Here is a 23,498-nt window from a genome sequence, read left to right on the forward strand (position 1 = left end):
ACTGCTGCGCAGTCCAACGGGGCGGTGCGGCGTTCCGACAAGCCCCCTCGCCACAGTCTGGTGTCAGGGCAACAGAATCGTCGAACCAGTCGTACGCCGCGCCGACAACTCGGTCTGCGCCTTCGCTGCATCAGCCAGTGGATACCGCTGGCTGATGTCCACCTTCAGCTTGCCGCTGATGATCATCTCGAACAGCTCATCAGCCATGCGTTGCAGGTTTTCAGCATTGTTGGCGTAGGTCGCCAGCGTCGGCCGGGTCACGTACAGCGAACCCTTGGCCGCGAGAATCCCCAGATTCACCCCGTCGACTGCGCCTGAAGCGTTACCAAAGCTCACCACCAGCCCTCGCGGCGCAACGCTGTCGAGCGATGTCAGCCAGGTATCTTTGCCTACACCGTCGTACACCACCGGGACTTTTTTACCGTCAGTCAATTCCAGCACGCGTTGTGCGACGTTTTCATGGCTGTAATCGATGGTCGCCCAGGCACCATGGGCTTTCGCCAGGGCGGCTTTTTCCGCTGAACTGACCGTGCCGATCAGCTTCACCCCCAAGGCCTTGGCCCATTGGCAGGCAAGCGATCCGACGCCGCCGGCCGCGGCGTGAAACAGGATGGTTTCGCCACCCTTGAGCTCATATGTCTGACGCAGCAGGTATTGCACGGTCAGGCCTTTGAGCATCACGCCGGCGGCTTGTTCGAAGCTGATGGCGTCCGGCAGCTTCACCAGATTGGCTTCCGGTAATACGTGAACGTCGCTGTAGGCGCCCAACGGGCCACTGCCGTAAGCCACGCGATCGCCCACCTTGAAGCGGGTGACTTCACTACCGACTGCGTCGACCACGCCCGCGCCTTCAGCGCCCAGGCCCGATGGCAGGGCTGGCGGTGCATAAAGGCCGCTGCGGTAATAGGTGTCGATGAAGTTCAGGCCGATGGCCTTGTTGGTCACGCGGACCTGTTGCGGGCCGGGGTCGGCGGGTTGGTAATCCACGTACTCGAGCACTTCGGGGCCGCCATGGGCGCGGAACTGGATACGCTTTGCCATCTGCTCTCTCCTTAGGTCTTGGCTTCTAGAGTTGTAGCGCCAAGCGCCCTATCGAACTCCCAAGCTTGATCTTCGTCAACTGCGGCAGGCTCGTCTGCGATGTTATGCTACGGACCCATTTGCGCCGGCCCCCCGCTCTGATGGAGCGCCGCGTAGCTTTGCCCGATTCAAGGTGATGCCATGACTACCCGCACCGAGGCCGTAAAAGCCTACCTGCTCGACCTGCAAGACCGCATTTGCGCTGCCCTGGAAGCCGAAGACGGTGGCGCGCGTTTCGTTGAAGACGCCTGGACCCGGCCTGCCGGCGGTGGCGGTCGCACCCGGGTGATCGAGAACGGCGCAGTCATCGAAAAGGGCGGCGTCAACTTTTCCCACGTGTTTGGCAGCGGTCTCCCACCGTCTGCCAGCGCTCATCGGCCGGAACTGGCCGGTCGAGGCTTCGAAGCTCTGGGCGTGTCTTTGGTGATTCACCCGCATAACCCGCATGTGCCAACGTCCCACGCCAATGTGCGCTTTTTCATCGCTGAAAAAGAAGGTGAAGAGCCGGTCTGGTGGTTCGGTGGCGGCTTCGACCTGACCCCTTATTACGGCAATGAAGAAGACTGCGTGCATTGGCACCGCGTTGCCGAACAGGCCTGCGCGCCGTTCGGCCCGGACGTTTACCCGCGCTATAAGGCCTGGTGCGACAGTTACTTCCACATCAAGCATCGTCACGAGCCACGGGGCATCGGTGGCCTGTTTTTCGATGACTTGAACGAGTGGGATTTCGACACCAGCTTCGCCTTCATGCGCGCCATCGGCGATGCGTTCATCGACGCGTACCTGCCGATCGTGCAACGCCGCAAAAATGATGCATTCACCGCCAAACAGCGTGAGTTCCAAGAGTTTCGCCGTGGTCGTTACGTTGAATTCAACCTGGTCTATGACCGCGGCACGCTGTTCGGCCTGCAATCGGGCGGGCGTACCGAGTCGATTCTGATGTCGCTGCCGCCGCAAGTACGCTGGGCCTACGACTGGAAGGCCGAGCCGGGCAGCGAAGAAGCACGCCTGACCGAATACTTCCTGCAAGACCGCGATTGGTTGGCCAAGGCCTGAACGAGGAATTCTGATGGACCGTTATGTCGTATTCGGTAACCCGATTGGCCACAGCAAGTCGCCGCTGATCCACCGTCTGTTCGCCGAGCAGACCGGGCAGAAACTGGACTACAGCACCTTGCTGGCGCCCCTCGACGATTTTTCCGGCTGTGCGCTGGAATTTTTCCGCGAAGGCCGTGGGGCGAATGTGACAGTGCCGTTCAAGGAAGACGCCTATCGCCTGGCGAACAGCTTGACCCAGCGGGCGCAGCGGGCCGGCGCGGTGAATACCCTGAGCAAACTGGCCGATGGCAGTCTGCTGGGCGACAACACCGATGGCGCCGGGCTGGTACGGGACCTGACGGTCAACGCCGGATTCAGCCTCGCGGGCAAACGCATCCTGCTGCTGGGGGGCGGTGGCGCGGTGCGCGGCGCGCTGGAGCCGCTGCTGGCGGAGCAACCGGCGTCGTTGATCATTGCCAACCGCACCGTGGAAAAAGCCGAATTGCTGGCGCAATTGTTTGCCGATCTGGGGCCGGTGTCGGCCAGCGGTTTCGATTGGCTGCGCGAGCCAGTGGACCTGATCATCAACGCCACGTCCGCCAGTCTGTCAGGCGATGTACCGCCGATTGCCGGCAGTTTGATCGAACCGGGCAAGACGGTTTGCTACGACATGATGTACGGCAAGGACCCAACCTCGTTCTGCCTTTGGGCCAGTGAGCATGGGGCTGGCGTGTCGATGGATGGCTTGGGCATGTTGGCCGAGCAGGCGGCGGAAGCTTTCTATCTGTGGCGCGGTGTGCGCCCGGATACGGCGCCGGTGCTGGCCGAACTTCGCCGGCAACTGGCGCTGTAGTTCTTTGTGGCGAGGGAGCTTGCTCCCGCTGGGTTGCGAAGCAGCCCCAAAATCTGCGGGCGCTTCGCACCCGAACGGGAGCAAGCTCCCTCGCCACAGGTTATCTGTTTGTCATAACAGTGGCGTTTAGTCCTCAAACCGGATCGGGCATTTCTCCGCGCCTTCCAGCTTTCTCAATTCCTCCACCACTTGCGGCCTTGCCTGCCGCAGAGTCAGGCTGCGATCCTGACGCAGCAGCCGTCGTGCTTCCTGGTGCAGCATTTCCACGCCTGAATAGTCGATGAAGTTGATCTGCTGCGCCTCGATCACCACTCGCGGGCCTTGCATCCGTTGCAGGCGCACTTGCAGGTAATGGCTGGCGCCGAAAAAGATCGAGCCGCCGACCCTCAGGATGTCTTCGTCACCATTGCGCCAGTGCTGCACCCGTGGCTGTGAGGTGCGTTTGAGGTAGAAGAACAGTGACGCCAGCACCCCGGCGTAGATCGCCGTCTGCAACTCGAGCAACAGGGTGGCGACACAGGTCAGCGCCATGACCAGGAATTCGGCATGGCTGACCCGCAACAAGGCACGAATGCCGCGATGATCCACCAATCCCCAAGCGATCAAAAGGATGCTGCCAGCCATGGCCGGGATCGGGATGTGCGCAATCAATGCCGCACCGAAGATCGCGAACAGTGCCACCCACAGCGCCGAAAAAACCCCGGCCAGCGGTGAACAGGCGCCGGCATCGTAGCTCAGGCCCGAGCGAGTGAAGGAACCGGCGGACAGCGAACCGGAAAAAAACGCCCCGACCATGTTCGAGAAACCCTGGGCGCGAACTTCCTGATTGGCATCGAGCAACTGCTGCGAGCGGGCCGACAGGGAGCGGGCAATCGACAGGCTCGTCACCAGCCCGAGCATGCCGACCGCCACCGCACTGGGCAGCAGGCGCAATATCAGGTCCAGATCCAGCGGCAGCGGGCTGAAGGGCGGCAGCCGCCCGACAAACGCGCTGACCAGCTTCACATGACCGAACATCGCTGGCCACAGCCACACCAGCAATCCGCTCAGGGCCAGAGCGATCAACAGCGTCGGCCAGCGCGGTACCAGCAGTTTCAGCACGATGCCAACCGCGACTGTGGCCAGGCCCAGCAGCAGCGAGGGTTTGTCCACTTCGCCGAGATGATTGAGCAGCATCATCAAACTGTTGAGCGCCGTGGCCTGGTTGGGCACATCCAGCCCCAGCAGGTTCGGCAGCTGCCCGATGGCAATCACCACCGCCGCGCCAAGGGTGAAGCCCAGCACCACCGAGTGAGAGACGAAATTTACCAGGGCGCCGAACCGCAGCAAACCCAGCAACCACTGGAAAATGCCCGCAAGGAAAGTCAGAAGCAGGATCAGCGTGACGTAGTCCTGCGACGCAGGGACGGCCAGAGGACTGACACTGGCGTACAGGACGATGGAAATGGCCGCAGTAGGGCCGCAGATCAAATGCCACGACGAACCCCAGAGGCAGGCAATCAGCACCGGGATGATGGCGGCGTACAGGCCATATTCCGGTGGGAGGCCGGCGATCAGGGCGTAGGCAATCGATTGTGGCAACGCGAGAATCGCACCGCTCAGGCCGACGATCAGGTCACGACCGACGCTGGCGCGGGTTTGCCGGGGCAACCAGGTCAGGAAGGGAAAGAGTGAATGGCGGCTGGGGAAGGCCATGGGTCCTCTCGGTACGGGGTAAATCGTCAGGGTAAAGCATTGGCTCGTAGTGGGCAGATCATTGTGGCGAGGGAGCTTGCTCCCGCTCGGCTGCGCAGCAGTCGCAAATCCGGACAACTCGGTGAGGCTGATAAACCGGGTTTGCCGAAATGGGAGTGCTACGCCCTCCAGCGGGAGCAAGCTCCCTCGCCACAGGGAAACCTTACAACTTGGCTTTGACCGCCGGCAGAGCATCCTTGCCGTCCACGGTCTTCACGCCCTCCAGCCATTTATCCAGCACCACCGGGTTGGCCTTGATCCACGCTTTGGCCGCGTCGGCATTGCTGACCTTTTTGTTCACCACTTCGGCCATGATGCTGTTCTCCATTTCCTGGGTAAAACTCAGGTTGGTGAGCAGTTTGCCCACGTTCGGGCAGGCCTGTGCATAACCTTTGCGGGTCAGTGTATAAACGCTGCCGGTGTCACCGAAGTACTTCTCGCCGCCCTTCAGATAATGCATTTTCAACTGCACGTTCATCGGGTGTGGCGTCCAGCCGAGGAAGGTCACGAACTTCTGTTTCTTCACCGCGCGGGACACTTCGGCCAGCATCGCCTGCTCGCTGGATTCGATCAGTTTCCATTGACCCATGTCGAAGTCGTTCTTCTTGATGATCTCTTGCAGCGAAATGTTCGCCGGGGCGCCGGAGCCGATGCCATAGATCTTCTTGTCGAACTTGTCAGAGAATTTGTTCAAGTCGTTAAAGTTATGCACACCTGCGTCCCAGACGTAATCCGGGACCGCCAGGGTGAACTCGGTGCCGTCGAGGTTCTTCGCCAGCTGCGTGACATCGCCGTTGGCCACGAACTTGTCGTAAAAGCCTTGCTGCGCCGGCATCCAGTTGCCGAGGAAGACGTCCACCTGGCCATCCTTCAGACCTCCAAAGGTGATCGGCACCGCCAGCGTGTCGACCTTGGCCTTGTAGCCCATGCCGTCCAGCAGAATCCCGGTGATGGCGTTGGTGGCGGCGATGTCGCTCCAGCCAGGGTCGGCCATCTTCACCGTTTCGCAGCTTTGCTCGGCGTAGGCCGAGGTGCTGCCCAGAGCCAGAAGCCCGACTGTCAGTACTGTGGATAACTTTTGCATGGACGTCCCCTTAACATTATTGGTTTTGGCAGGGTTGTGGATAACGGGCTTTACGCTCCAGATCGTCGAGGTCGATGTGGTTGCGCATGTACTGCTGACTGGCATCTACCAGCGGCTGGTGGTCCCAGCTCTTCAGCTTGCCGATGGTCAGGGCGTCGGCGACGAAACGCCGGCGTCGCTGACTGGCGAGCACCTGTTGGTGGATCGCCGGGATATTCCATTTGGCCCGTGCTTCAGCGAGAAAATCCTCGAACAGCTGATGATGTTGCGGCGAATGGCTGAGTTCTTCCTGTTCACTCGGGTCGTTATGCACATCGAAGAGCAGGCAAGGGTCGTCTTCGCTGTAGATGAATTTGTAGGCGCCGCGACGAATCATCATCAACGGGCTGATGGTGCCTTCGGCCATGTATTCGCCGAACACCTCGTCGTGACCGCCCTGCCCTTGCAGGTGCGAAACCAGTGAGCGGCCATCCAGCGGCAGGCCTGGTTCCAATGAGCCGCCGGCCAGTTCCACAAAGGTCGGCAGCAGGTCGGCGGTGGATACTGCAGCACTGACGCGGCCGGCGCCGAATTGCCCCGGCGCACTGATCAGCAGCGGTACACGGGCGGCCATTTCGTACCAGTGCATTTTGTACCAGAGGCCACGCTCGCCGAGCATGTCGCCGTGGTCACCGGAGAACACGATGATGGTGTCATCGATCAGCCCGGTTTCCTCGAGTGTTTGCAGGAGTTTGCCGACGTTGCTGTCGATATAGCTGCACGAACCAAAGTAGGCACGGCGCGCGTCGCGAATCTTATCCACAGGCAGCGGCTTGTCCCACAGGTCATAGACTTTGAGCAGGCGCTGGGAGTGAGGATCGAGTTCATCCTGTGCGGGTGTTTCCGGCAAAGGGATGTCGGCGTCGTCGTACAGATCCCAGAACGCCTTGGGAATCGTGTACGGGTCGTGTGGGTGCGTCATCGACACGGTCAGGCAGAACGGCTGATCGCCATCCTCGCGGATGTGATCGAACAGGTATTGCTGGGCCTTGAACACCACCTCTTCGTCGAAATCCAGCTGATTGGTGCGCACGCAGGGCCCGGCTTGCAGCACCGACGACATGTTGTGGTACCAGGTCGGCCGCACGTCCGGCTCGTCCCAGTTCACCGCCCAACCGTAGTCGGCCGGGTAGATGTCGCTGGTCAGGCGTTCTTCATAGCCGTGCAACTGGTCCGGACCGCAGAAGTGCATCTTGCCCGACAGCGCGGTGCGGTAACCGAGGCGCCGCAGGTAGTGGGCATAGGTCGGAACGTCGGCGGGGAAATCGGCCGCGTTGTCGTAAGCGCCGATCTTGCTCGGCAACTGACCGCTGACCAGGGTGAAACGTGACGGTGCGCAGAGCGGGCTGTTGCAGTACGCGGCGTCGAACACCACACCTTCGGCGGCGAGGCGGCTCAGATTCGGCAGTTTGATGGGCGAAGGGCCGTAGAACGGCAACATTGGCGCGGCCATTTGATCGGCCATGATGAAAAGAATATTTTTGCGCTTCATGTGATCGCGGCATTCCATAGTGGATATTTATGCGAGAGTGCTGTGATCGAGCATGCAACCCCTAAAATTTGTGGTAAAGCCCATGCCAGGCAATGACTAGGATAAGCACAGCTTATGTATGACGCCCTCGGTGATTTGTCTCTGGACCTGCTGCGTGCCTTTGAAGCTGCGGCCCGCCAGCGCAGTTTCACTGCCGCTGCAGTGGAGCTCGGCACCACGCAACCGGCCATCAGTCAGCAGATCAAGCGATTGGAAGAGCAGCTTGCTACACGATTGTTCGACCGCATTTATCGCGGTATCGAACTGACCGAGGCTGGCGCGATTCTGTTTGAGCAAGTTCAGCTAGGTTTACAGAATATCGACGCCGGATTGAGCGCGATCAGTGCACAGCAGCAACACGAAGTGTTGCAGGTGGCCACCGACTTCGCCTTCGCCGCGTACTGGCTGATGCCGCGTCTGCACCGCTTCCATACCGCCAATCCTCAAGTGGACGTCAGCCTGGTCACCAGCGAACGCAGCCACAACATGCTGCGCACTGATATCGATGTGGCGGTGCTGTTCGGCGATGGCCGGTTCAAGCAAGGCGAGAGCCATTGGTTGTTCAGTGAAGAAGTGTTTCCGGTGTGCAGCCCGCTGCTCTTGAAGGATCGTCCCCTGCCCTTGCCGGCTCAGTCATTGCTGGAGTTTCCGCTTTTGCATCTGCGTGGCGAACACAGCAGCAACTGGTTCGACTGGAGCGGCGTGTTTCGCGAACTGGGGATCACGTCGGCGCCAGCGCCGGGGCAACTGCGCTTCGACAATTACACCTTGCTGATTCAAGCGGCGATTGGCGGCCAGGGCGTTGCGATCGGTTGGCGGCACCTTGTGGATAACTTGCTGGCGCAAGGTCTGTTGTGTCGACCGATTGCCGAGACAGTGATTTCCAGGCTGGGTTATTACGTGGTCCTGCCCCAGCGCAAACGGCGCGGGGCGTTGATTCAAACGTTTGTGGACTGGTTGATGGCGGAACAGGCCAGCAGTGCGCAATCGCTCAATGGCCTTCCTTTGCCATCGATTGCGGTATGAGGGCTTTACGGTTCCGAAGTCGCGACAAAATTCACATGCTGACCGACATGCAAATTCAGCCATAACTCATCGGCAATCCCGACGGCAACTCGGTTCAGCCGTTCCAGCGGTTCGGCCAGGCCGGGTTCCAGGCTCGTGCTGACGTGACTGAAATGCTCGATGGACAGTCCCGGTACGCCGCGTGGGGCATTCACCAGGGTCCAGTGCAATGGACTGCTTTGCAGCGCCTCGCGGATTTCTTCAGCGGCGTGGCGTTGCAGTTCGTCTTCTATCTCCGGATCGTCCAGCACCTCGAAATCACCCACCACAAACAACCGCGCGATACCCGCGGCCTGCATGCCGTCGATCAGTGCATCCACCGCCAGCACCTGCTCGACCGGGCCGGGCACGATGGATTTCTCGACATGTTCACTGTTCATCGGCAACCCCGGTGCATCCAGCAGGCAGATCACCGCCGAACAGCCGGCCACGCTCTGCTTGACCCGCTGGGCATCGAACAGGTCGCCGGCCTTGGTGCGCAATCCGGGGCGTGGTGCGAGCGCCGTCAGGTCATCGAGAATCGCGATCACTTCATGTTGGCGCCGCAGCATCTCAGCCATCAGCGCACTGCCCAGGCTACTCATGGCACCATAAAGCACTACCTTCACTACCGGGGTTTCGGCATTTTTCATGGCTGTGCTCCGAACGTCCTGCCTATATAACGTAAGACCTGTGGGGAACGGTGTGGGTTCGACCAGGTTCAAAGGGGTTTCAGATGCAACAGATCAAGGGCTACCACGCCCATGTCTATTTCGACGCCAACACCCTCCCGCAGGCCCGGGCCTTGTGCGAGCAGGCCGCGCAATTGTTTCCGCTGAAGATGGGCCGCGTGCACGAACGCCTGGTCGGCCCGCACCCGGACTGGAGCTGCCAATTGGCCTTCGAGCCGCAATACCTTGGCGAGGTATTGCCGTGGCTGGCGCTCAATCGCAAGGGGTTGGTGGTGTTCCTGCACCCGGAGACCGGCAACGATCTGCTCGACCACACTGAACACGCGATCTGGATGGGGGCAATCCGGCCACTGGATCTGTCTGTTTTCTGATCAGAGTTGTTCTTCGGCCTCGCCAGGCAAATGTTCGTCCAGATGCAGCCAGGGCAACCGACTGTCCGTCCAGATATGCCGCTCGGCCGGCGCCTGCTCAGGGTGGTCGAGGGTGGCGATGGTCACGTCGATGCTTTCGGGGCTGAGCGTTGTCACCAACGCCAGTTGCGCCCCGCAGTTGGGGCAGAAATACCGCGTGCAAGTGGATGAAGAGTCATACCGGGACGGCGTACCCGCCACCCAGGCAAATGCTGAGGCAGGCACGGTGATCCAGGTGGTCACGATCCCGCCGCTGACCCGCCGGCAAATCGAGCAGTGGCAGTGGGCGATATCCTGCAACGGCCCGCCGAATTGATAGCGGATTTGTCCGCAGTGGCAGCCTCCAGTGTGAAGTTCGCCCATGTTTTTCCCTCCTGAGCCCGTGTTTGCTGACTTTCAACCCGGCCGACGACCGGTCATACATTCGGTCAATGCTTTCATCCGCGAAAGCTGGCTGAAAGCTTCCCCGATTAGGATCGCCTCACTGCCGGCAACAGACCGGTTGGCCAACGCGAGTGTTTCATTGCCCGCCCGGCCCATTTAACAACAACAATGGTGATTCTGATGTCCGCTCCTATCCGCCTCTTCGCTGCACCTCCGCCCGTACGTTCCGTGCTTTCCGTTCTGCGCTGACCTCATCGGTTCGCCCATTCCCTAGCCGCGCTACGCCTGGAGTATTCCTATGCTGACTTTCCTTGGCTTTGCCATGGTCATCACGTTCATGTTCCTGATCATGACCAAGCGCCTGTCCGCGCTGATCGCCCTGATTATCATCCCGATCATCTTCGCCCTGTTCGGCGGTTTCTCGCCGAAGATCGGCCCGATGATGCTCGAAGGCATCACCAAGCTCGCGCCGACCGGCGTGATGCTGATGTTCGCCATCCTCTATTTCGCCCTGATGATCGACTCCGGCCTGTTTGACCCGGCCGTGCGCAAGATCCTCAAACTGGTCAAGGGCGACCCGTTGAAAGTGTCGGTCGGTACCGCCGTGCTGGCGCTGATCGTGTCCATGGACGGTGATGGCGCCACCACTTACATGATCTGCGTGGCCGCCATGCTGCCGCTCTACAGCCGCATCGGCATGAGCCCGCGGATCATGGCCGGTCTGATCATCCTCGCCGGTGGCGTGATGAACATGACCCCTTGGGGCGGTCCGACCGCTCGTGCGGCCAGTGCGCTGCATGTGGACCCGTCCGCGATCTTCGTGCCGATGATTCCGGCAATGCTGGCCGGTGTGGTGGCGATTCTGGCGATTGCCTACTTCTACGGTAAACGCGAGCGTGCGCGTCTGGGTGAATTGCATTTGGTCGGTGATGAAATCGACCATAGCGAAATCAGCGTTTCGCAGTTCCCGGACGCCCGTCGTCCAAAGTTGATCTGGTTCAACGGCGCGCTGACCCTGGCACTGATGGGCACCTTGATCGCCGGCCTGTTGCCGCTGCCGGTGCTATTCATGGTGGCGTTCAGTATCGCGATGATCGTCAACTATCCTTGCCTGCAACAGCAGAAGGACCGCGTTGCGGCCCACGCCGGTAGCGTGTTGGCGGTGGTCGGGTTGATCTTTGCCGCGGGTATCTTCACCGGTATCCTGACGGGCACCGGCATGGTCGACGCCATGTCCAAGAGCCTGCTGGCGGTCATCCCGGATTTCCTCGGCCCGTACCTGGCTGTGATCACCGCGCTGGTGAGCATGCCGTTCACGTTCTTCATGTCGAACGACGCATTTTATTACGGCGTGTTACCGGTACTTGCCGAAGCCGCCAGTCATTACGGTATAACCGCGGTAGAAATGGCACGTGCCTCGATCGTCGGTCAGCCCGTCCACTTGCTGAGCCCGCTGGTACCATCGACCTATCTGTTGGTGGCCCTGGCCGGTATCGAATTCGGTGACCATCAGCGGTTCACCCTGAAGTGGGCAGTGCTGGTTTGCCTGTGCATACTGGCGGCAGCCTTGCTGATGGGGATCTTTCCGCTGTTCAGCACGCTATAAGCCCAAGACTCACCATGACGGGTCCAGGCTTTGCTGTTTGAAGCCTGGGCCCTTCGTGGTTTAACACATCCACAAAGGAATACACATGGAATGGCTGACCAACCCTGAAATCTGGGTTGCCTTCTTCACTCTGACTGCCCTGGAGATCGTCCTGGGTATCGACAACATCATCATGATCTCGATCCTGGTCAGCCGCATGCCCAAGCACATGCAGGCGCGCACCCGGATCTTCGGCCTGGCGCTGGCCATGGTCACGCGGATTCTGTTGCTGCTTTCGATCACCTGGGTCATGCGTCTCACCGCGGACCTGTTCGAAGTGTTCGGCCAGGGTATTTCCGGGCGTGACCTGATCCTGTTCTTCGGTGGTCTGTTCCTGCTGTGGAAAAGCTCGCAAGAGATGTATCACGCGCTGGAAGGCGAGGATGAAACCAGCGACGAGCCAAGTGGCAAGGGCGGTAACTTCCTCTACACCATTATCCAGATCGCGATCATCGACATCGTGTTCTCGCTGGACTCCGTCATCACTGCCGTTGGCATGGTGTCCCACGTACCGGTCATGGTCGCGGCAATCATCGTCGCAGTGCTGGTGATGATGTGGGCTTCCGGCACCATCAGCGAGTTCATCGACAGGCACCCGTCGCTGAAAATGCTGGCGCTGTCTTTCCTGTTGATCGTCGGTACCGTGCTGATTGCAGAATCCTTCGATGTGCATGTGCCGAAAGGCTACGTCTACTTCGCCATGGCGTTCTCGCTGGCAGTGGAAGCGATCAACATCAAGATGCGCACCGCGATGATGAAAAAGAAACAGCAGCAAGAGCCAGTGAAACTGCGCAAGGATGTTCCGGGCCAGTAATTTGGCAGTGGAGCTTCTGTGGCGAGGGGGCTTGCCCCCGTTGGGGCGCGTAGCGGCCCTCCAAAACTTGCAACCGTGATGTGCCAGGCACACCGCATGCAATGGTCTTACGACTGCTTCGCAGCCGAACGGGGGCAAGCCCCCTCGCCACAATGATCAAAGGGGCCTTCGGGCCCCTTTGTCATGTCTGCATCAAACTGTTTTCATGACAGTTTTGTTTCAATCGCTTCTTTAGCTATGCGATGCTGGCGTCCAGACCGTTAGCCAACTACAGCTTAAGTACAGAACGTAGAAAAACGCGCGGCACCGTTAACTTGCCCCGCTGGGGCGCTACCACCACAGGGGGCCTGTATGCTCACCCTGCTCAATTTGTTATCGGCCGTGGCCTTGCTGATCTGGGGCACGCACATCGTCCGAACCGGCATCCTGCGGGTTTATGGCTCCAACTTGCGCCATGTGATCGGGCAGAACATGGCCAGGCGCTGGCTGGCGTTTATCGCCGGGATCATGGTGACCGCCATGGTCCAGAGCAGCAACGCCACCGCCATGCTCGTCACTTCGTTTGTCGGTCAGGGCCTGATGGCGCTGACCCCGGCTCTGGCGACCATGCTCGGCGCCGACGTCGGTACCGCGCTGATGGCGCGGGTACTGACCCTCGACTTGTCGTGGCTGTCGCCGCTGCTGATCTTCCTCGGGGTGATTTTCTTTCTGTCGCGCAAGCAGACCCGGGTTGGGCAGATGGGCCGGGTCAGTATCGGTCTGGGGCTGATCATTCTGGCGCTGCAACTGATCGTCGAGGCCGCCGCGCCGATCACGCATGCTCAGGGGGTGAAGGTCATTTTCGCCTCACTGACCGGTGACATCCTGCTCGATGCGTTGGTTGGTGCGCTGTTCGCGATGATTTCATACTCCAGCCTGGCCGCGGTCCTGCTGACTGCGACCCTCGCCGGTGCCAATGTGATCAGTCTGCCAGTGGCGATCGGCCTGGTGATTGGCGCCAACATCGGCAGCGGCATTCTCGCTTTCCTCAGCACCAGCATGCAGAACGCCGCCGGCCGTCAGGTGGCGCTGGGCAGCCTGTTGTACAAACTGATTGGTCTGCTGCTGATTATTCCGGTGCTTGACCCACTGGTGCACTGGATCGACAGCTTCGATTTCAGCGCTCAGGAAATGGTCATCGGCTTCCACCTGCTCTACAACACCACGCGTTGCCTGATCCTGTTGCCCAGCGTCGGGCTGATGGCCAGGCTCTGTGCGTGGCTGCTGCCGGAGCGGCCGGACATCAACGGCACGGCCAAGCCGCGGCACCTTGACCCGACGGCTTTGGTGACCCCTAGCCTGGCGCTGGCCAATGCCGCCCGGGAAACCCTGCGCATCGGTGATCTGGTCGACAGCATGCTCGAAGCCATGCTCGCCGTACTACGCGGCAAACAGACCGCCGTTACCCAGGAAATCCGGCGTCTGACCGATGATGTCGAAGCGCTCTATAGCGCCATCAAACTCTATCTGGCGCAAATGCCTCGGGAAGACCTCAGCGAGCAGGACAGCAAGCGTTGGGCGGAAATCATCGAGCTGGCGATTAACCTGAAACTGGCCAGCGACGTGATCGAACGCATGCTGCGCAAGGTTCAGCAGCAGAAAACCTCGCAGCGCCGGTCGTTTTCCGAGGTCGGTCTGGAGGAGTTGGCGGGTCTGCACAGCCAACTGATTGCCAACCTGCGCCTGGGGTTGTCGGTGTTCCTCAGTTCCGATCCGGAAAGTGCTCGCCAGTTACTGCGTGAGAAACGTCGCTTTCGCGCACAGGAACGCCGCCTGGCCCACGCTCATGTCAGTCGTTTGCACCGTAAGATTGTGCAAAGCATCGAGACCAGTTCGCTGCATCTGGAGCTGATCGCTGACATGCGGCGCCTCAATTCGCTGTTTTGCAGCAGTGCCTATGCGGTGTTGGGCACTTCGGACACCGGTGCTCTGGCGGTCGACGATTTGGCTGACATCACTCATTCACCCTGAACGTCCACAGTTGCCTGAAGTCTGTTGTACTTACGCTGGTCGTACGGAAACTCGTTATGCGTTGTCTGCTATTCGCTTGTCTGTTGCTCGGCGCCCTGCCTTCATTTGCCCTGGATCGCTTTCAGGTCGAGGGCTATACGCTGCCCAACGGTCTGCAATTGGTCCTCAAACCGGGCACCGAGCGCGGGCATGTGGCGATTCGGCTGGTGGTCGGCGTGGGTCTGGATGATTTCAGCTGCGCCGATAAGGAGTTGCCGCATCTGCTCGAACACTTGCTGTTCAGCGGTATCGACGCCACCGGCGAAGGCGGTCTGGAAGAGCGCATGCAGGCCCTGGGTGGTGAGTGGAACGCTTACACCAGCAACGCCGACACCACGTTCGTCATCGAAGTACCGGCGAAAAACCAGCGTAAGGCCCTCGATCTGTTGTTGGCGCTGCTGACCCAGACCCGTATCGACGACAACGCTATCAAGGTCGCCAAGCAGGTGGTCGAGCGCGAAGACGGTGGCCATTATTCGCACCTGCAACGCTGGATGGATCGCCAGGACCTGGGCCACACCGCCAGCAATCAGTTAGCAGTGGAGCTGGGCCTCAAATGCCCTGAGCGTGCGCAGGTCGATCACCTGACCCGCGAGCAACTGGAGAAGGTGCGCAAAGACTGGTACGCGCCCAATAACATGACCCTGATCGTGGTCGGCGAGCTCGACCGCCTGCTGCCGGCCTATCTGGAGCGGGCCTATGGCGCGCTCGTAGCCGTCGAGCCTGCCGATCACCTGCCCTTGCCGACAATCCAGGCCCGCGCGGCCCACGAGCGCACTCTGAGCCACGGTTTTGTCGGTGGCGGCGCCAAGTTGCACTGGCTGGTGCCGGAACCGGTGCAGGAAGACCAGCCCGACGAAACGTTCGATCTGCTCAAGGACTACCTGGACTGGGCGCTCTATCGTCAACTGCGCCTGGCCCATGGGTTGTCCTATGGGCCCTCGGCCGAGCGTGAGGTGTTTGGCGGAGTGGGCTTCATGAGCCTGAACGCCGACCTTGAACGCGGCGATGTGCCGGCAGCTGAACAGGTGCTGGATGAGCTCAAGGCCGATCTGCTCAAGAACGGTCTCGACGCCACCACCTTCGCCCGCCTCAAGCAGGCCGCCATCGCCCGCCAGAGCTGGGCCGTGCAAGGCAACAGCGCTCTGGCGGATTACTACTGGAGCGCCCTTGGGGACTACGAGGACGGCCATTTCACCAACCCGGCCAAGGCACTGCAAGAAGTGACGCTGGCCGAGGCGAACCAGGCGATGCGTGAGTTGCTGCTACAACCGGGGTATTTGCGGATCGAGAAGCCGTTGGTGAGTTATGACCAGTTGATGTGGGCGATTGCCGGGGGATTTGGATTGATGGTGCTTGGGGCAATGGGTTGGCGTGTTCACCGCAGAAAGTAGTTATTTCCCTGTGGCGAGGGAGCTTGCTCCCGCTCGGCTGCGCAGCAGCCGTAATCCGGTATCGGAGATCTACCTGAAATTATGCGGTGGGTGGTTTTAGGGCCGCTTCGCGACCCAGCGGGAGCAAGCTCCCTCGCCACAGGGTTTTGGGTTTGGACAACGTGACCGGAGCCCTCGCCACAGGACCCCTCGGACGGTACCCTGTCGGGGATTTTTCCCACGACTATTGCGAACCGCCGAATGCCGACTCTGACCCTGTACATACAGCGCATCCTGGAATTGATGAAGCGCTATCCCGGGGTCATCGCGCTCGGCGGTTTCATTTCCGGGGTCGGCAGCTTCATATTGGTGGATCGCCAACAAAGCCTGGCGACCTGGATCACCACCATCATGCTGGTCAGCTGGGTCTGGCTGATGCTGGAAAACAGCCTCACCGAGTTGTTCGCCAAGGTCTTCAAGCGCGAAATACCCCAGCCCCTGCTGCGTTACGCGACGCAGATGATCCATCAGGAAAGCCTGTTCTTCGTCCTGCCGTTCTTTTTCATCACCACCACCTGGAACAGCGGCCAGCTGTTCTTCACGGGGTTGTTGGGCATGGCGGCGCTGATTTCGATCATCGACCCGCTCTACTACAAATGGCTGGCGCCGCGCCGCTGGGCGTTCCTGGCGCTGCATACCCTGACCCTGTTCGCCGCCCTGTTGACCGCCCTGCCCGTCATCCTGCACCTGACCACCTCCCAGAGCTTCAAACTGGCGCTGGGCATCGCCATGGTGCTGTCGTTCCCGAGTCTGGCATCGATCTTCCCGATTCGGACCGTGCGCAATGCGTTGGCGATCCTCAGCATCACCGTCGGTATCGGCGCTGTCGGCTGGGTGCTGCGTTCCTGGGTTCCGCCGGCCACCCTGTGGATGACCGATGTGGCGATCAGCACCCAAATGCAGGACCGCACCCCCGGCAAGAGCCTGGAAGAAGTCAACGCCGAGCAGATTCGTGGCGACGGTTTGTACGCCTACACCGCGATCAATGCCCCACGGGGGCTGGACGAGCGGATTTATCACGTCTGGATGTTCAACGGCAAAGAGGTCGACCGCATCCCTCTGGATATCCACGGCGGGCGCAAGGAAGGCTACCGCGCCTGGACCCACAAGCAGAATTTCCCCGGCAATCCCGCGGGTAAATGGCAGGTTCGGGTGCTCACCGAAGACGGCCAGTTGATCGGCGTGCTGCGCTTCAAGGTCATGGACAGCACACCCATCAAAGATAAGTAACGCGGTTCGTGCTATTAATCTGGTCTGCGCAATTGCCGAACAAGCAGGAGCTTATGACCAGCAGCACAACGCCTGGCAGTGTCCGACTGGATACCTCGCACATCCCTGCCCTGCTGCGGGTCACGGGTGACTGGACGCTCGCTCATTACGCCGATCTCAGCCACCTGAGCGAAAAGCTCCGTGGCCAATACGACAATAACACCCCCATCGACCTCAACGGCCTCGGTGCCCTGGATACGGCGGGTGCATCGCTGTTGGTGGAGTTGCTGGGTTCCGAGCGTCTGGGCAAGTCCGCCGAACACCCTGATTGCACCCTTTCCTCCGCCGATCGCGCCTTGCTGCAGACGGTGTATTGTTCGCTGACGGATTTCTGCGTGCCGATCAAAGAGCCGGAAATCAGCGTCGGCATTCAACTGCTGACCCGTATCGGCCGCGCGGTCGATGCAATCTGGCAGGACACCCTGCAGGTGCTGGGTTTTGTCGGCCTGATCCTGCAAACCATCGCGCGCGGGCTGTTTTGTCCCAAGCGCTGGCGCCTCACGCCGATGGTCGCGCACATTGAGCAGACCGGCCTCGACGCCGCCCCCATCGTCGCCCTGCTGACCTTTATGGTGGGCGCTGTGGTAGCGTTTCTCGGCGCGACCGTGCTGGCGAGTTTCGGTGCGAGCATTTTTACCGTGGACCTGGTGGCGTTCTCTTTTCTGCGGGAATTCGGCGTGTTGCTGACTGCGATCCTGATGGCCGGCCGCACCGCCAGCGCGTTTACCGCGCAGATCGGCTCGATGAAGGCCAACGAAGAAATCGACGCGATCCGCACCCTCGGCCTCGACCCGATGGAGTTGCTGGTGGTGCCGCGGGTATTGGCGTTGCTGGTGGCGCTGCCGATGCTGACCTTCCTGGCGATGTTGTCGGGGATTGTCGGCGGTGGCGTGGTGTGTGCGCTGTCGCTGGATATATCGCCGGCGATGTTCCTGTCGCTGCTGCAATCGGACATCGGCGTTCAGCACTTCCTGGTGGGGATCGTCAAAGCGCCGATTTTTGCGTTCCTGATCGCCGCCATCGGCTGTCTTGAAGGCTTCAAGGTCAGCGGCAGCGCCGAGTCCGTCGGCGCGCACACCACGTCGAGTGTGGTGCAGTCGATTTTCGTGGTGATCGTCCTCGATGCCGTGGCCGCATTGTTTTTCATGGAGATGGGCTGGTGAGTCGTCTACCCCGAGCGCCTTCCGAGGCGGTGATCGAAGTCCGTGGGCTGTGCAATCGCTTCGGCCGCCAGAGCGTGCACGAGAACCTCGACCTGGATTTGTACAAAGGCGAAATTCTTGCGGTGGTCGGCGGTTCCGGCAGCGGCAAGTCGGTGCTGTTGCGCAGCATCGTCGGCTTGCGCCAGCCCAGCGAAGGGCTGGTGAAGGTCTTCGGCAAGAACTTGCCGAGCCTGTCGGAGCACGAGCGTTCGCTGGTCGAGCGGCGCTTCGGCGTGTTGTTCCAGAAAGGCGCCCTGTTCTCTTCGCTGACGGTGACCGAGAACGTCGCCCTGCCCCTGATCGAACACGCCGGCCTGAGCCGTACCGATGCCGAGCACCTGGCGGCGGTGAAACTGGCATTGGCCGGATTGCCGTTGTCGGCGGCCGACAAGTACCCTGCTTCACTGTCTGGCGGCATGATCAAGCGCGCCGCCCTGGCCCGGGCGCTGGCACTGGACCCGGACATTCTGTTTCTCGACGAGCCCACCGCTGGTCTCGACCCGATTGGCGCGGCGGCGTTCGATCAGTTAATCCTGACCCTGCGCGACGCGTTGGGTTTGAGTGTGTTTCTGGTCACCCACGACCTCGACACGCTCTACACCATCACCGACCGGGTGGCGGTGCTGGCGCAAAAGAAAGTACTGGTGGCGGATGCCATCGACAAGGTTTCGGAAACCGACGACGCGTGGATTCACGAATACTTCCATGGCCCTCGCGGCCGCGCGGCGCTGACGGCCGCTAACCAGCTCAACGAGGTCTGACATGGAAACCCGAGCCCATCACGTATTGATCGGCCTGTTCACCGTCATAGTGGTGGCAGGCGCCCTGCTCTTCGGTCTGTGGCTGGCCAAGTCCAGCGTCGACACCGAATTCAAGGATTACGAAATCGTCTTCAACGAGGCGGTCAGCGGTTTGTCCAAGGGCAGCGCCGTGCAGTACAGCGGGATCAAGGTCGGCGACGTAGTGACGCTGCGCCTGGACCCGAATGATCCGCGCCGGGTGTTGGCGCGGATCCGCCTGGGTGGCGATACCCCGATCAAGGAAGACACCCAGGCCAAACTGGCGCTGACCGGGATCACTGGCACCTCGATCATTCAGCTCAGCGGTGGTACACCGCAAAGTCCGACGCTCAAGGGCAAGGGCGGCAATTTGCCGACCATCGTGGCATCACCCTCGCCTATCGCCCGTTTGATGAGCGACAGTAACGATCTGATGACCGGTGTGAACGTGTTGATGCAGAACGCCAATCAGATGTTTTCTTCGGAAAACGTCGAGCGCATCAGCAAAACCCTTGAGCATCTGGAGCAAACCACCAGCACCATCGCCGACCAGCGCGGCGACATTGGTCAGGCCATGCAGCAACTGGCGTCGATCGGTAAACAGGCCTCGGCCACACTCGAACAAACCGCAGGGCTGATGCGCAACGCCAACGGCCTGCTCAACGATCAGGGCAAGCAGATGTTTGGCAGTGCCGAGCAAGCCATGAAGTCCCTGGAACAGAGCAGCGCGACCCTCAACTCATTGCTCACCACTAATCAGGATTCCCTCAACAACGGCATGCAGGGCCTCAATGGCCTGGCGCCGGCAGTGCGTGAGTTGCGCGATACCTTGAGCTCGCTGCGCACCATTTCCCAGCGGCTTGAGGCCAATCCCAGCGGTTACCTGCTGGGCAGTGACAAGAACAAGGAGTTCACGCCATGAAGCTGATCCCGTTAGCCTTGGCTGTCGGTTTTGCGCTGACCAGTGCCTGCTCGATTCTGCCCAAGTCCGAGCCATCCGATGTCTACCGGTTGCCCTCGGCCCAGAGCGGCGCACCGGCCAATCACAGCACGGCGCTGCACTGGTCGTTGCGACTGGCCAAGCCGCAGACCAGCGAAGCCTTGAACAACCCGAAGATCGCCGTGATCCCTCAGGGTGACCTGATCAGCAGCTACAAGGCTTCCCGCTGGAGCGACCCGGCGCCGGTGCTGCTGCGCAATCGTCTGCTCGATGGTTTCCAGCGTGACGGTCGGGTGCCGTTGCTCAGCACCGATGACAGCAATCTGCAGGCGGACCTGGAGCTGGGCGGCAACCTGCAGGCGTTCCAGACCGAATACCAGGGCACGACGGCGAGCGTGGTCGTGCGGCTGGATGCATTGCTGGTGCGTGGGTATGACCAGCGCATCCTCGCCAGTCGGCGCTTTGAAGTGCGCCAGCCGTTGAGCGATGTGAAGGTGCCGGCGGTGGTCGCCGGGTTCGGCCAGGCCAGCGACCAGTTGACGGCGCAGGTGGTGGCCTGGACGGTGGAGCAGGGTCAGAAAGTCGTGCCGCCGCTGAGGCCCTGAAGCCACCGCTGAAAGGAGCGGGCTTGCCCGCTCCCACAGGGTTTTCGTTTAGCCGAAGAACCAGTAGCAAACCCCGATGGCCCCCAGCACCCCGCCAAGCTCCGCCAGCAGCGCACAGCCCACCGCATGCCGTGCACGCTGGATGCCCACCGCGCCGAAATACACCGCCAAGACATAGAAGGTCGTTTCGGTACTGCCCTGGATCGTTGCCGCCACCAGAGCCGGGAAGCTGTCCACCCCCTCGGTCTTCATGGTTTCGATCAGCATTGCCCGGGCGGCACTGCCGGAAAAGGGTTTGACCAATGCGGTCGGCAAGGCATCGACAAAGCGCGTGTCCCAACCGGCCCATTCCACCAGGTGACGAATCCCGTCCAGACCGAAATCCAGCGCTCCGGATGCTCGCAGCACACCCACGGCGCAGAGCATCGCCACCAGATACGGCAGCAGGTTCTTGGCGACGTCGAAGCCTTCTTTGGCGCCTTCGACGAATGCCTCGTAGACCTTCACCTTGCGTAATGCGCCGATGATCATAAACAGCATGATCAAGCCGAACAGCGTCACGTTGCCGAGGACCGATGACAGGCTCGCCAGCGCGGTCGCCGAGAGCGTCGCCAGCAGTGCCATGAAGCCGCCAAGGGCGAGGGCGCCGGGAATCAGGTACGCCAGCACCACCGGGTCCCAGATGCGCAGGCGTTGCATGAACGCTACGGTCAGGAAGCCGACGATGGTTGAGCAACTGGTGGCGAGCAGGATCGGCAGGAACACCAGCGTCGGATCGGGCGCGCCTTGCTGGGCGCGGTACATGAAGATCGTCACGGGCAGCAGGGTCAGGGAGGAGGCGTTGAGCACCAGGAAGAGGATCTGCGCGTTGCTGGCGATCGTTGCACTGGGGTTGAGCTCTTGCAGCGCCTTCATGGCTTTGAGGCCGATCGGTGTGGCGGCGTTGTCCAGGCCCAGGCCGTTGGCGGCGAAGTTCAGGGTGATCAGGCCGATGGCGGGATGGCCGGCCGGCACTTCCGGCATCAGACGCAGGAACAATGGCCCCAGCGCCTTGGCCAGCCACTCGACGATCCCGGCCTTCTCGGCGATCCGCAGAAAGCCCAGCCAGAGGGTGAGGGTGCCGAACAACAGGACCATGACCTCGACTGACAGTTTGGCCATGGCGAAAATACTTTCCACCATCGCCGCAAAGATCCCGGCGTTACCACCGATCAGCCACTGCGCCAGCGCCGATACGGCTGCCACGATGAAGAAGCCAAGCCACAGGCCATTAAGCATCAGTCAAATCCCCCGGAAGATGCGGCGAATGATAGCGGGGTAGGCAGAAACGACAAACCCCGGATTTCTCCGGGGTTTGTTTGGGGCTCTTGTGGGAGCGGGTATTAGTTGCTGGAGGTTTCACCAACCGGCAGCTTTTCCTTGCTGCGCCAGTGCGGCAGGGAGTTCCAGTAGCGCTGGCCCTTGGCGTCGTCGTACATGCCTTCCCAGCGCGAGATGACCAGCACGGCCAAGGCGTTGCCGATCACGTTCAGCGCGGTACGGGCCATATCCATGATGCGGTCGACACCGGCGATGAATGCCAAGCCTTCCAGCGGAATACCGACGCTGCCCAGGGTGGCCAGCAGCACCACAAAGGACACACCTGGTACGCCGGCGATGCCTTTGGAGGTGACCATCAGGGTCAGCACCAGCAGCAGTTGCTGGCTGATCGACAGGTCGATGCCGTACAGCTGGGCAATGAAGATCGCCGCGATGCTCTGGTACAGGGTCGAGCCGTCGAGGTTGAACGAGTAGCCGGTCGGCACCACGAAGCTGCAAATGGCTTTCGGCGCACCGTAGGCTTCCATCTTCTCGATCACGCGCGGCAGCACGGTTTCGGAACTGGCGGTGGAGTAGGCCAGGACCAGCTCATCCTTGAAGATACGCATCAGCTTGATCACCGAGAAGCCGAACAGGCGAGCGATCAGGCCCAGCACCACGAAGGCGAAGAAGGCAACGGCGAAGTAAACCAGGACGACCAGCTTGGCCAGCGGCAGCAGGGAGGCGAAGCCGAAGTTGGCCACGGTCACCGCGATCAGTGCGAACACGCCGATCGGGGCGTAGTTCATGATCATGTGGGTGACTTTGAACATGCTTTCCGACACGCCCTGGAACATCTTCACCAGCGGTTCGCGCAGATCCGATTGCAGGCTCGACAGACCGAGACCGAACAACACGGAGAAGAAGATAATCGGCAGCATCTCGCCGCGCATCATGGCCGCAAAGATGTTCGACGGGATCAGGTTGAGGATGGTTTCGATGAACGCGTGTTCATGCTGAACCTCGGCGGCAGTGGCCTGGTACTTGGAAATATCCACGGTACCCAGGGTGCTCATGTCGATGCCGCTGCCCGGATGGACCACGTTGGCCAGCACCAGACCGACCAGAATGGCGATGGTGGTGACGATCTCGAAGTAAATGATGGTCTTCAGACCGATACGCCCGAGTTTTTTCGCGTCCCCAACGCCAGCGATGCCGACGACCAGCGAGGAAATCACGATCGGGATCACGATCATCTTGATCAGACGGATAAAGATATCGCCTGCCGGTTGCAGGACGTTGCTGATCCACCAGGCCTTTTCAGCGCTGAAGTGGTTGAGCAGTGCACCTATTGCTATCCCCAGAACCAGACCGATGAGGATCTGCCAGGCGAGGCTAAGCTTTGCCTTCTTCATATCTTTACCCTTACTTGCGTTTGACTCAGGTCGATGCATGAACTGCAACGCTCAATGGCGAAGCCGTCTTGCACCAACCCCCGTATAAGGTCCCTGCGAGCGAGCATTTACAGCTCTCTGGCAGCGAAAAAGGCGCAACTATTCCGATGCGGGGAAGCG

At 60.7% G+C, this 23,498-nt stretch carries 21 protein-coding genes; 13 read left to right on the forward strand and 8 right to left on the reverse strand.

Going from position 1 to position 23,498, the window contains the following annotated elements; genetic code table 11:
* Positions 1-63: 63 nt before the first annotated feature.
* Entirely contained in the window at positions 64-1,041 is a 978-nt protein-coding gene (locus tag LOY36_RS00115; protein ID WP_258671794.1) for an NADPH:quinone reductase, read from the reverse strand.
* Between the two features lie 180 nt (positions 1,042-1,221).
* Between LOY36_RS00115 and hemF the strand changes: the two genes are divergently transcribed.
* Together hemF and aroE are read left to right on the forward strand one after the other, a co-directional pair.
* Positions 1,222-2,136, forward strand: coding sequence for an oxygen-dependent coproporphyrinogen oxidase (gene hemF, locus LOY36_RS00120; RefSeq protein WP_007902928.1), 915 nt, complete (start codon positions 1,222-1,224; stop codon positions 2,134-2,136).
* 13 nt (positions 2,137-2,149) lie between these two features.
* Positions 2,150-2,971, forward strand: coding sequence for a shikimate dehydrogenase (gene aroE / locus LOY36_RS00125; protein ID WP_258671796.1), 822 nt, complete (start codon positions 2,150-2,152; stop codon positions 2,969-2,971).
* A gap of 126 nt (positions 2,972-3,097) precedes the next feature.
* Here the strand turns inward: aroE and LOY36_RS00130 are convergent, their stop codons facing one another.
* From LOY36_RS00130 to betC, 3 genes are all read right to left on the reverse strand, one after another.
* Entirely contained in the window at positions 3,098-4,666 is a 1,569-nt protein-coding gene (locus tag LOY36_RS00130; RefSeq protein WP_258671798.1) for a SulP family inorganic anion transporter, read from the reverse strand.
* Positions 4,667-4,868: 202 nt separating this feature from the next.
* Positions 4,869-5,789, reverse strand: a complete 921-nt coding sequence (gene choX / locus LOY36_RS00135) for a choline ABC transporter substrate-binding protein (RefSeq protein WP_019651231.1) — start codon at positions 5,787-5,789, stop codon at positions 4,869-4,871.
* A 16-nt stretch (positions 5,790-5,805) separates the two neighbouring features.
* Entirely contained in the window at positions 5,806-7,320 is a 1,515-nt protein-coding gene (gene betC, locus LOY36_RS00140; protein ID WP_258671799.1) for a choline-sulfatase, read from the reverse strand.
* Positions 7,321-7,434: 114 nt separating this feature from the next.
* On the opposite strand from betC, the gene LOY36_RS00145 reads away from it, so the two are divergent.
* Positions 7,435-8,385, forward strand: a complete 951-nt coding sequence (locus tag LOY36_RS00145) for a choline sulfate utilization transcriptional regulator (RefSeq protein ID WP_096481545.1) — start codon at positions 7,435-7,437, stop codon at positions 8,383-8,385.
* A gap of 5 nt (positions 8,386-8,390) precedes the next feature.
* Here the strand turns inward: LOY36_RS00145 and LOY36_RS00150 are convergent, their stop codons facing one another.
* Positions 8,391-9,056 carry an NAD(P)-dependent oxidoreductase gene (locus LOY36_RS00150; RefSeq protein WP_258671800.1) on the reverse strand — a complete coding sequence of 222 codons (666 nt, stop codon included), beginning with the start codon at positions 9,054-9,056 and terminating at the stop codon, positions 8,391-8,393.
* 83 nt (positions 9,057-9,139) lie between these two features.
* On the opposite strand from LOY36_RS00150, the gene LOY36_RS00155 reads away from it, so the two are divergent.
* Positions 9,140-9,466 carry a DOPA 4,5-dioxygenase family protein gene (locus LOY36_RS00155; RefSeq protein ID WP_019580317.1) on the forward strand — a complete coding sequence of 109 codons (327 nt, stop codon included), beginning with the start codon at positions 9,140-9,142 and terminating at the stop codon, positions 9,464-9,466.
* Here LOY36_RS00155 and LOY36_RS00160 read toward each other — a convergent pair whose 3' ends face one another.
* Entirely contained in the window at positions 9,467-9,868 is a 402-nt protein-coding gene (locus LOY36_RS00160) for a GFA family protein (protein ID WP_258671801.1), read from the reverse strand. It lies immediately after the preceding gene.
* 319 nt (positions 9,869-10,187) lie between these two features.
* Between LOY36_RS00160 and LOY36_RS00165 the strand changes: the two genes are divergently transcribed.
* The 9 genes from LOY36_RS00165 to LOY36_RS00205 all read left to right on the forward strand — a co-directional run bounded on the left by LOY36_RS00165 (position 10,188) and on the right by LOY36_RS00205 (position 20,625).
* Positions 10,188-11,495: a CitMHS family transporter gene (locus LOY36_RS00165; RefSeq protein ID WP_019651226.1), complete on the forward strand. Its 1,308-nt coding sequence runs from the start codon at positions 10,188-10,190 to the stop codon at positions 11,493-11,495.
* 85 nt (positions 11,496-11,580) lie between these two features.
* Positions 11,581-12,348 (forward strand): TerC family protein, encoded by a 768-nt coding sequence (locus LOY36_RS00170; RefSeq protein WP_019651225.1) that lies wholly within the window; start codon positions 11,581-11,583, stop codon positions 12,346-12,348.
* 351 nt (positions 12,349-12,699) lie between these two features.
* Positions 12,700-14,358, forward strand: a complete 1,659-nt coding sequence (locus LOY36_RS00175) for a Na/Pi cotransporter family protein (protein ID WP_019651224.1) — start codon at positions 12,700-12,702, stop codon at positions 14,356-14,358.
* Between the two features lie 56 nt (positions 14,359-14,414).
* A complete protein-coding gene (locus tag LOY36_RS00180) occupies positions 14,415-15,791 on the forward strand; it encodes a pitrilysin family protein (protein WP_258671802.1) in 1,377 nt (458 codons plus the stop codon).
* A 240-nt stretch (positions 15,792-16,031) separates the two neighbouring features.
* A complete protein-coding gene (locus tag LOY36_RS00185) occupies positions 16,032-17,060 on the forward strand; it encodes a DUF2914 domain-containing protein (protein ID WP_258671803.1) in 1,029 nt (342 codons plus the stop codon).
* Between the two features lie 53 nt (positions 17,061-17,113).
* Entirely contained in the window at positions 17,114-18,262 is a 1,149-nt protein-coding gene (locus LOY36_RS00190) for an ABC transporter permease (RefSeq protein WP_258671804.1), read from the forward strand.
* The gene (locus tag LOY36_RS00195; protein ID WP_018927288.1) at positions 18,259-19,062 is read left to right on the forward strand and encodes an ABC transporter ATP-binding protein; all 804 of its coding nucleotides are present in this window, start codon (positions 18,259-18,261) and stop codon (positions 19,060-19,062) included. The genes LOY36_RS00190 and LOY36_RS00195 overlap by 4 nt, the downstream gene beginning before the upstream one ends.
* 1 nt (position 19,063) lies before the next feature.
* Entirely contained in the window at positions 19,064-20,002 is a 939-nt protein-coding gene (locus LOY36_RS00200; RefSeq protein ID WP_019580311.1) for an MlaD family protein, read from the forward strand.
* The gene (locus LOY36_RS00205) at positions 19,999-20,625 is read left to right on the forward strand and encodes an ABC-type transport auxiliary lipoprotein family protein (protein ID WP_019651219.1); all 627 of its coding nucleotides are present in this window, start codon (positions 19,999-20,001) and stop codon (positions 20,623-20,625) included. Before LOY36_RS00200 ends, LOY36_RS00205 begins: the two co-directional genes overlap by 4 nt.
* Positions 20,626-20,673: 48 nt before the next feature.
* Here the strand turns inward: LOY36_RS00205 and LOY36_RS00210 are convergent, their stop codons facing one another.
* Entirely contained in the window at positions 20,674-21,903 is a 1,230-nt protein-coding gene (locus LOY36_RS00210; RefSeq protein WP_258671806.1) for a nucleoside recognition domain-containing protein, read from the reverse strand.
* 104 nt (positions 21,904-22,007) lie between these two features.
* Positions 22,008-23,339, reverse strand: coding sequence for a glutamate/aspartate:proton symporter GltP (gene gltP / locus LOY36_RS00215; protein WP_018927284.1), 1,332 nt, complete (start codon positions 23,337-23,339; stop codon positions 22,008-22,010).
* Positions 23,340-23,498 lie beyond the last annotated feature (159 nt).

The organism is Pseudomonas sp. B21-019, from assembly GCF_024749225.1.
Classification (GTDB): Bacteria; Pseudomonadota; Gammaproteobacteria; order Pseudomonadales; family Pseudomonadaceae; genus Aquipseudomonas.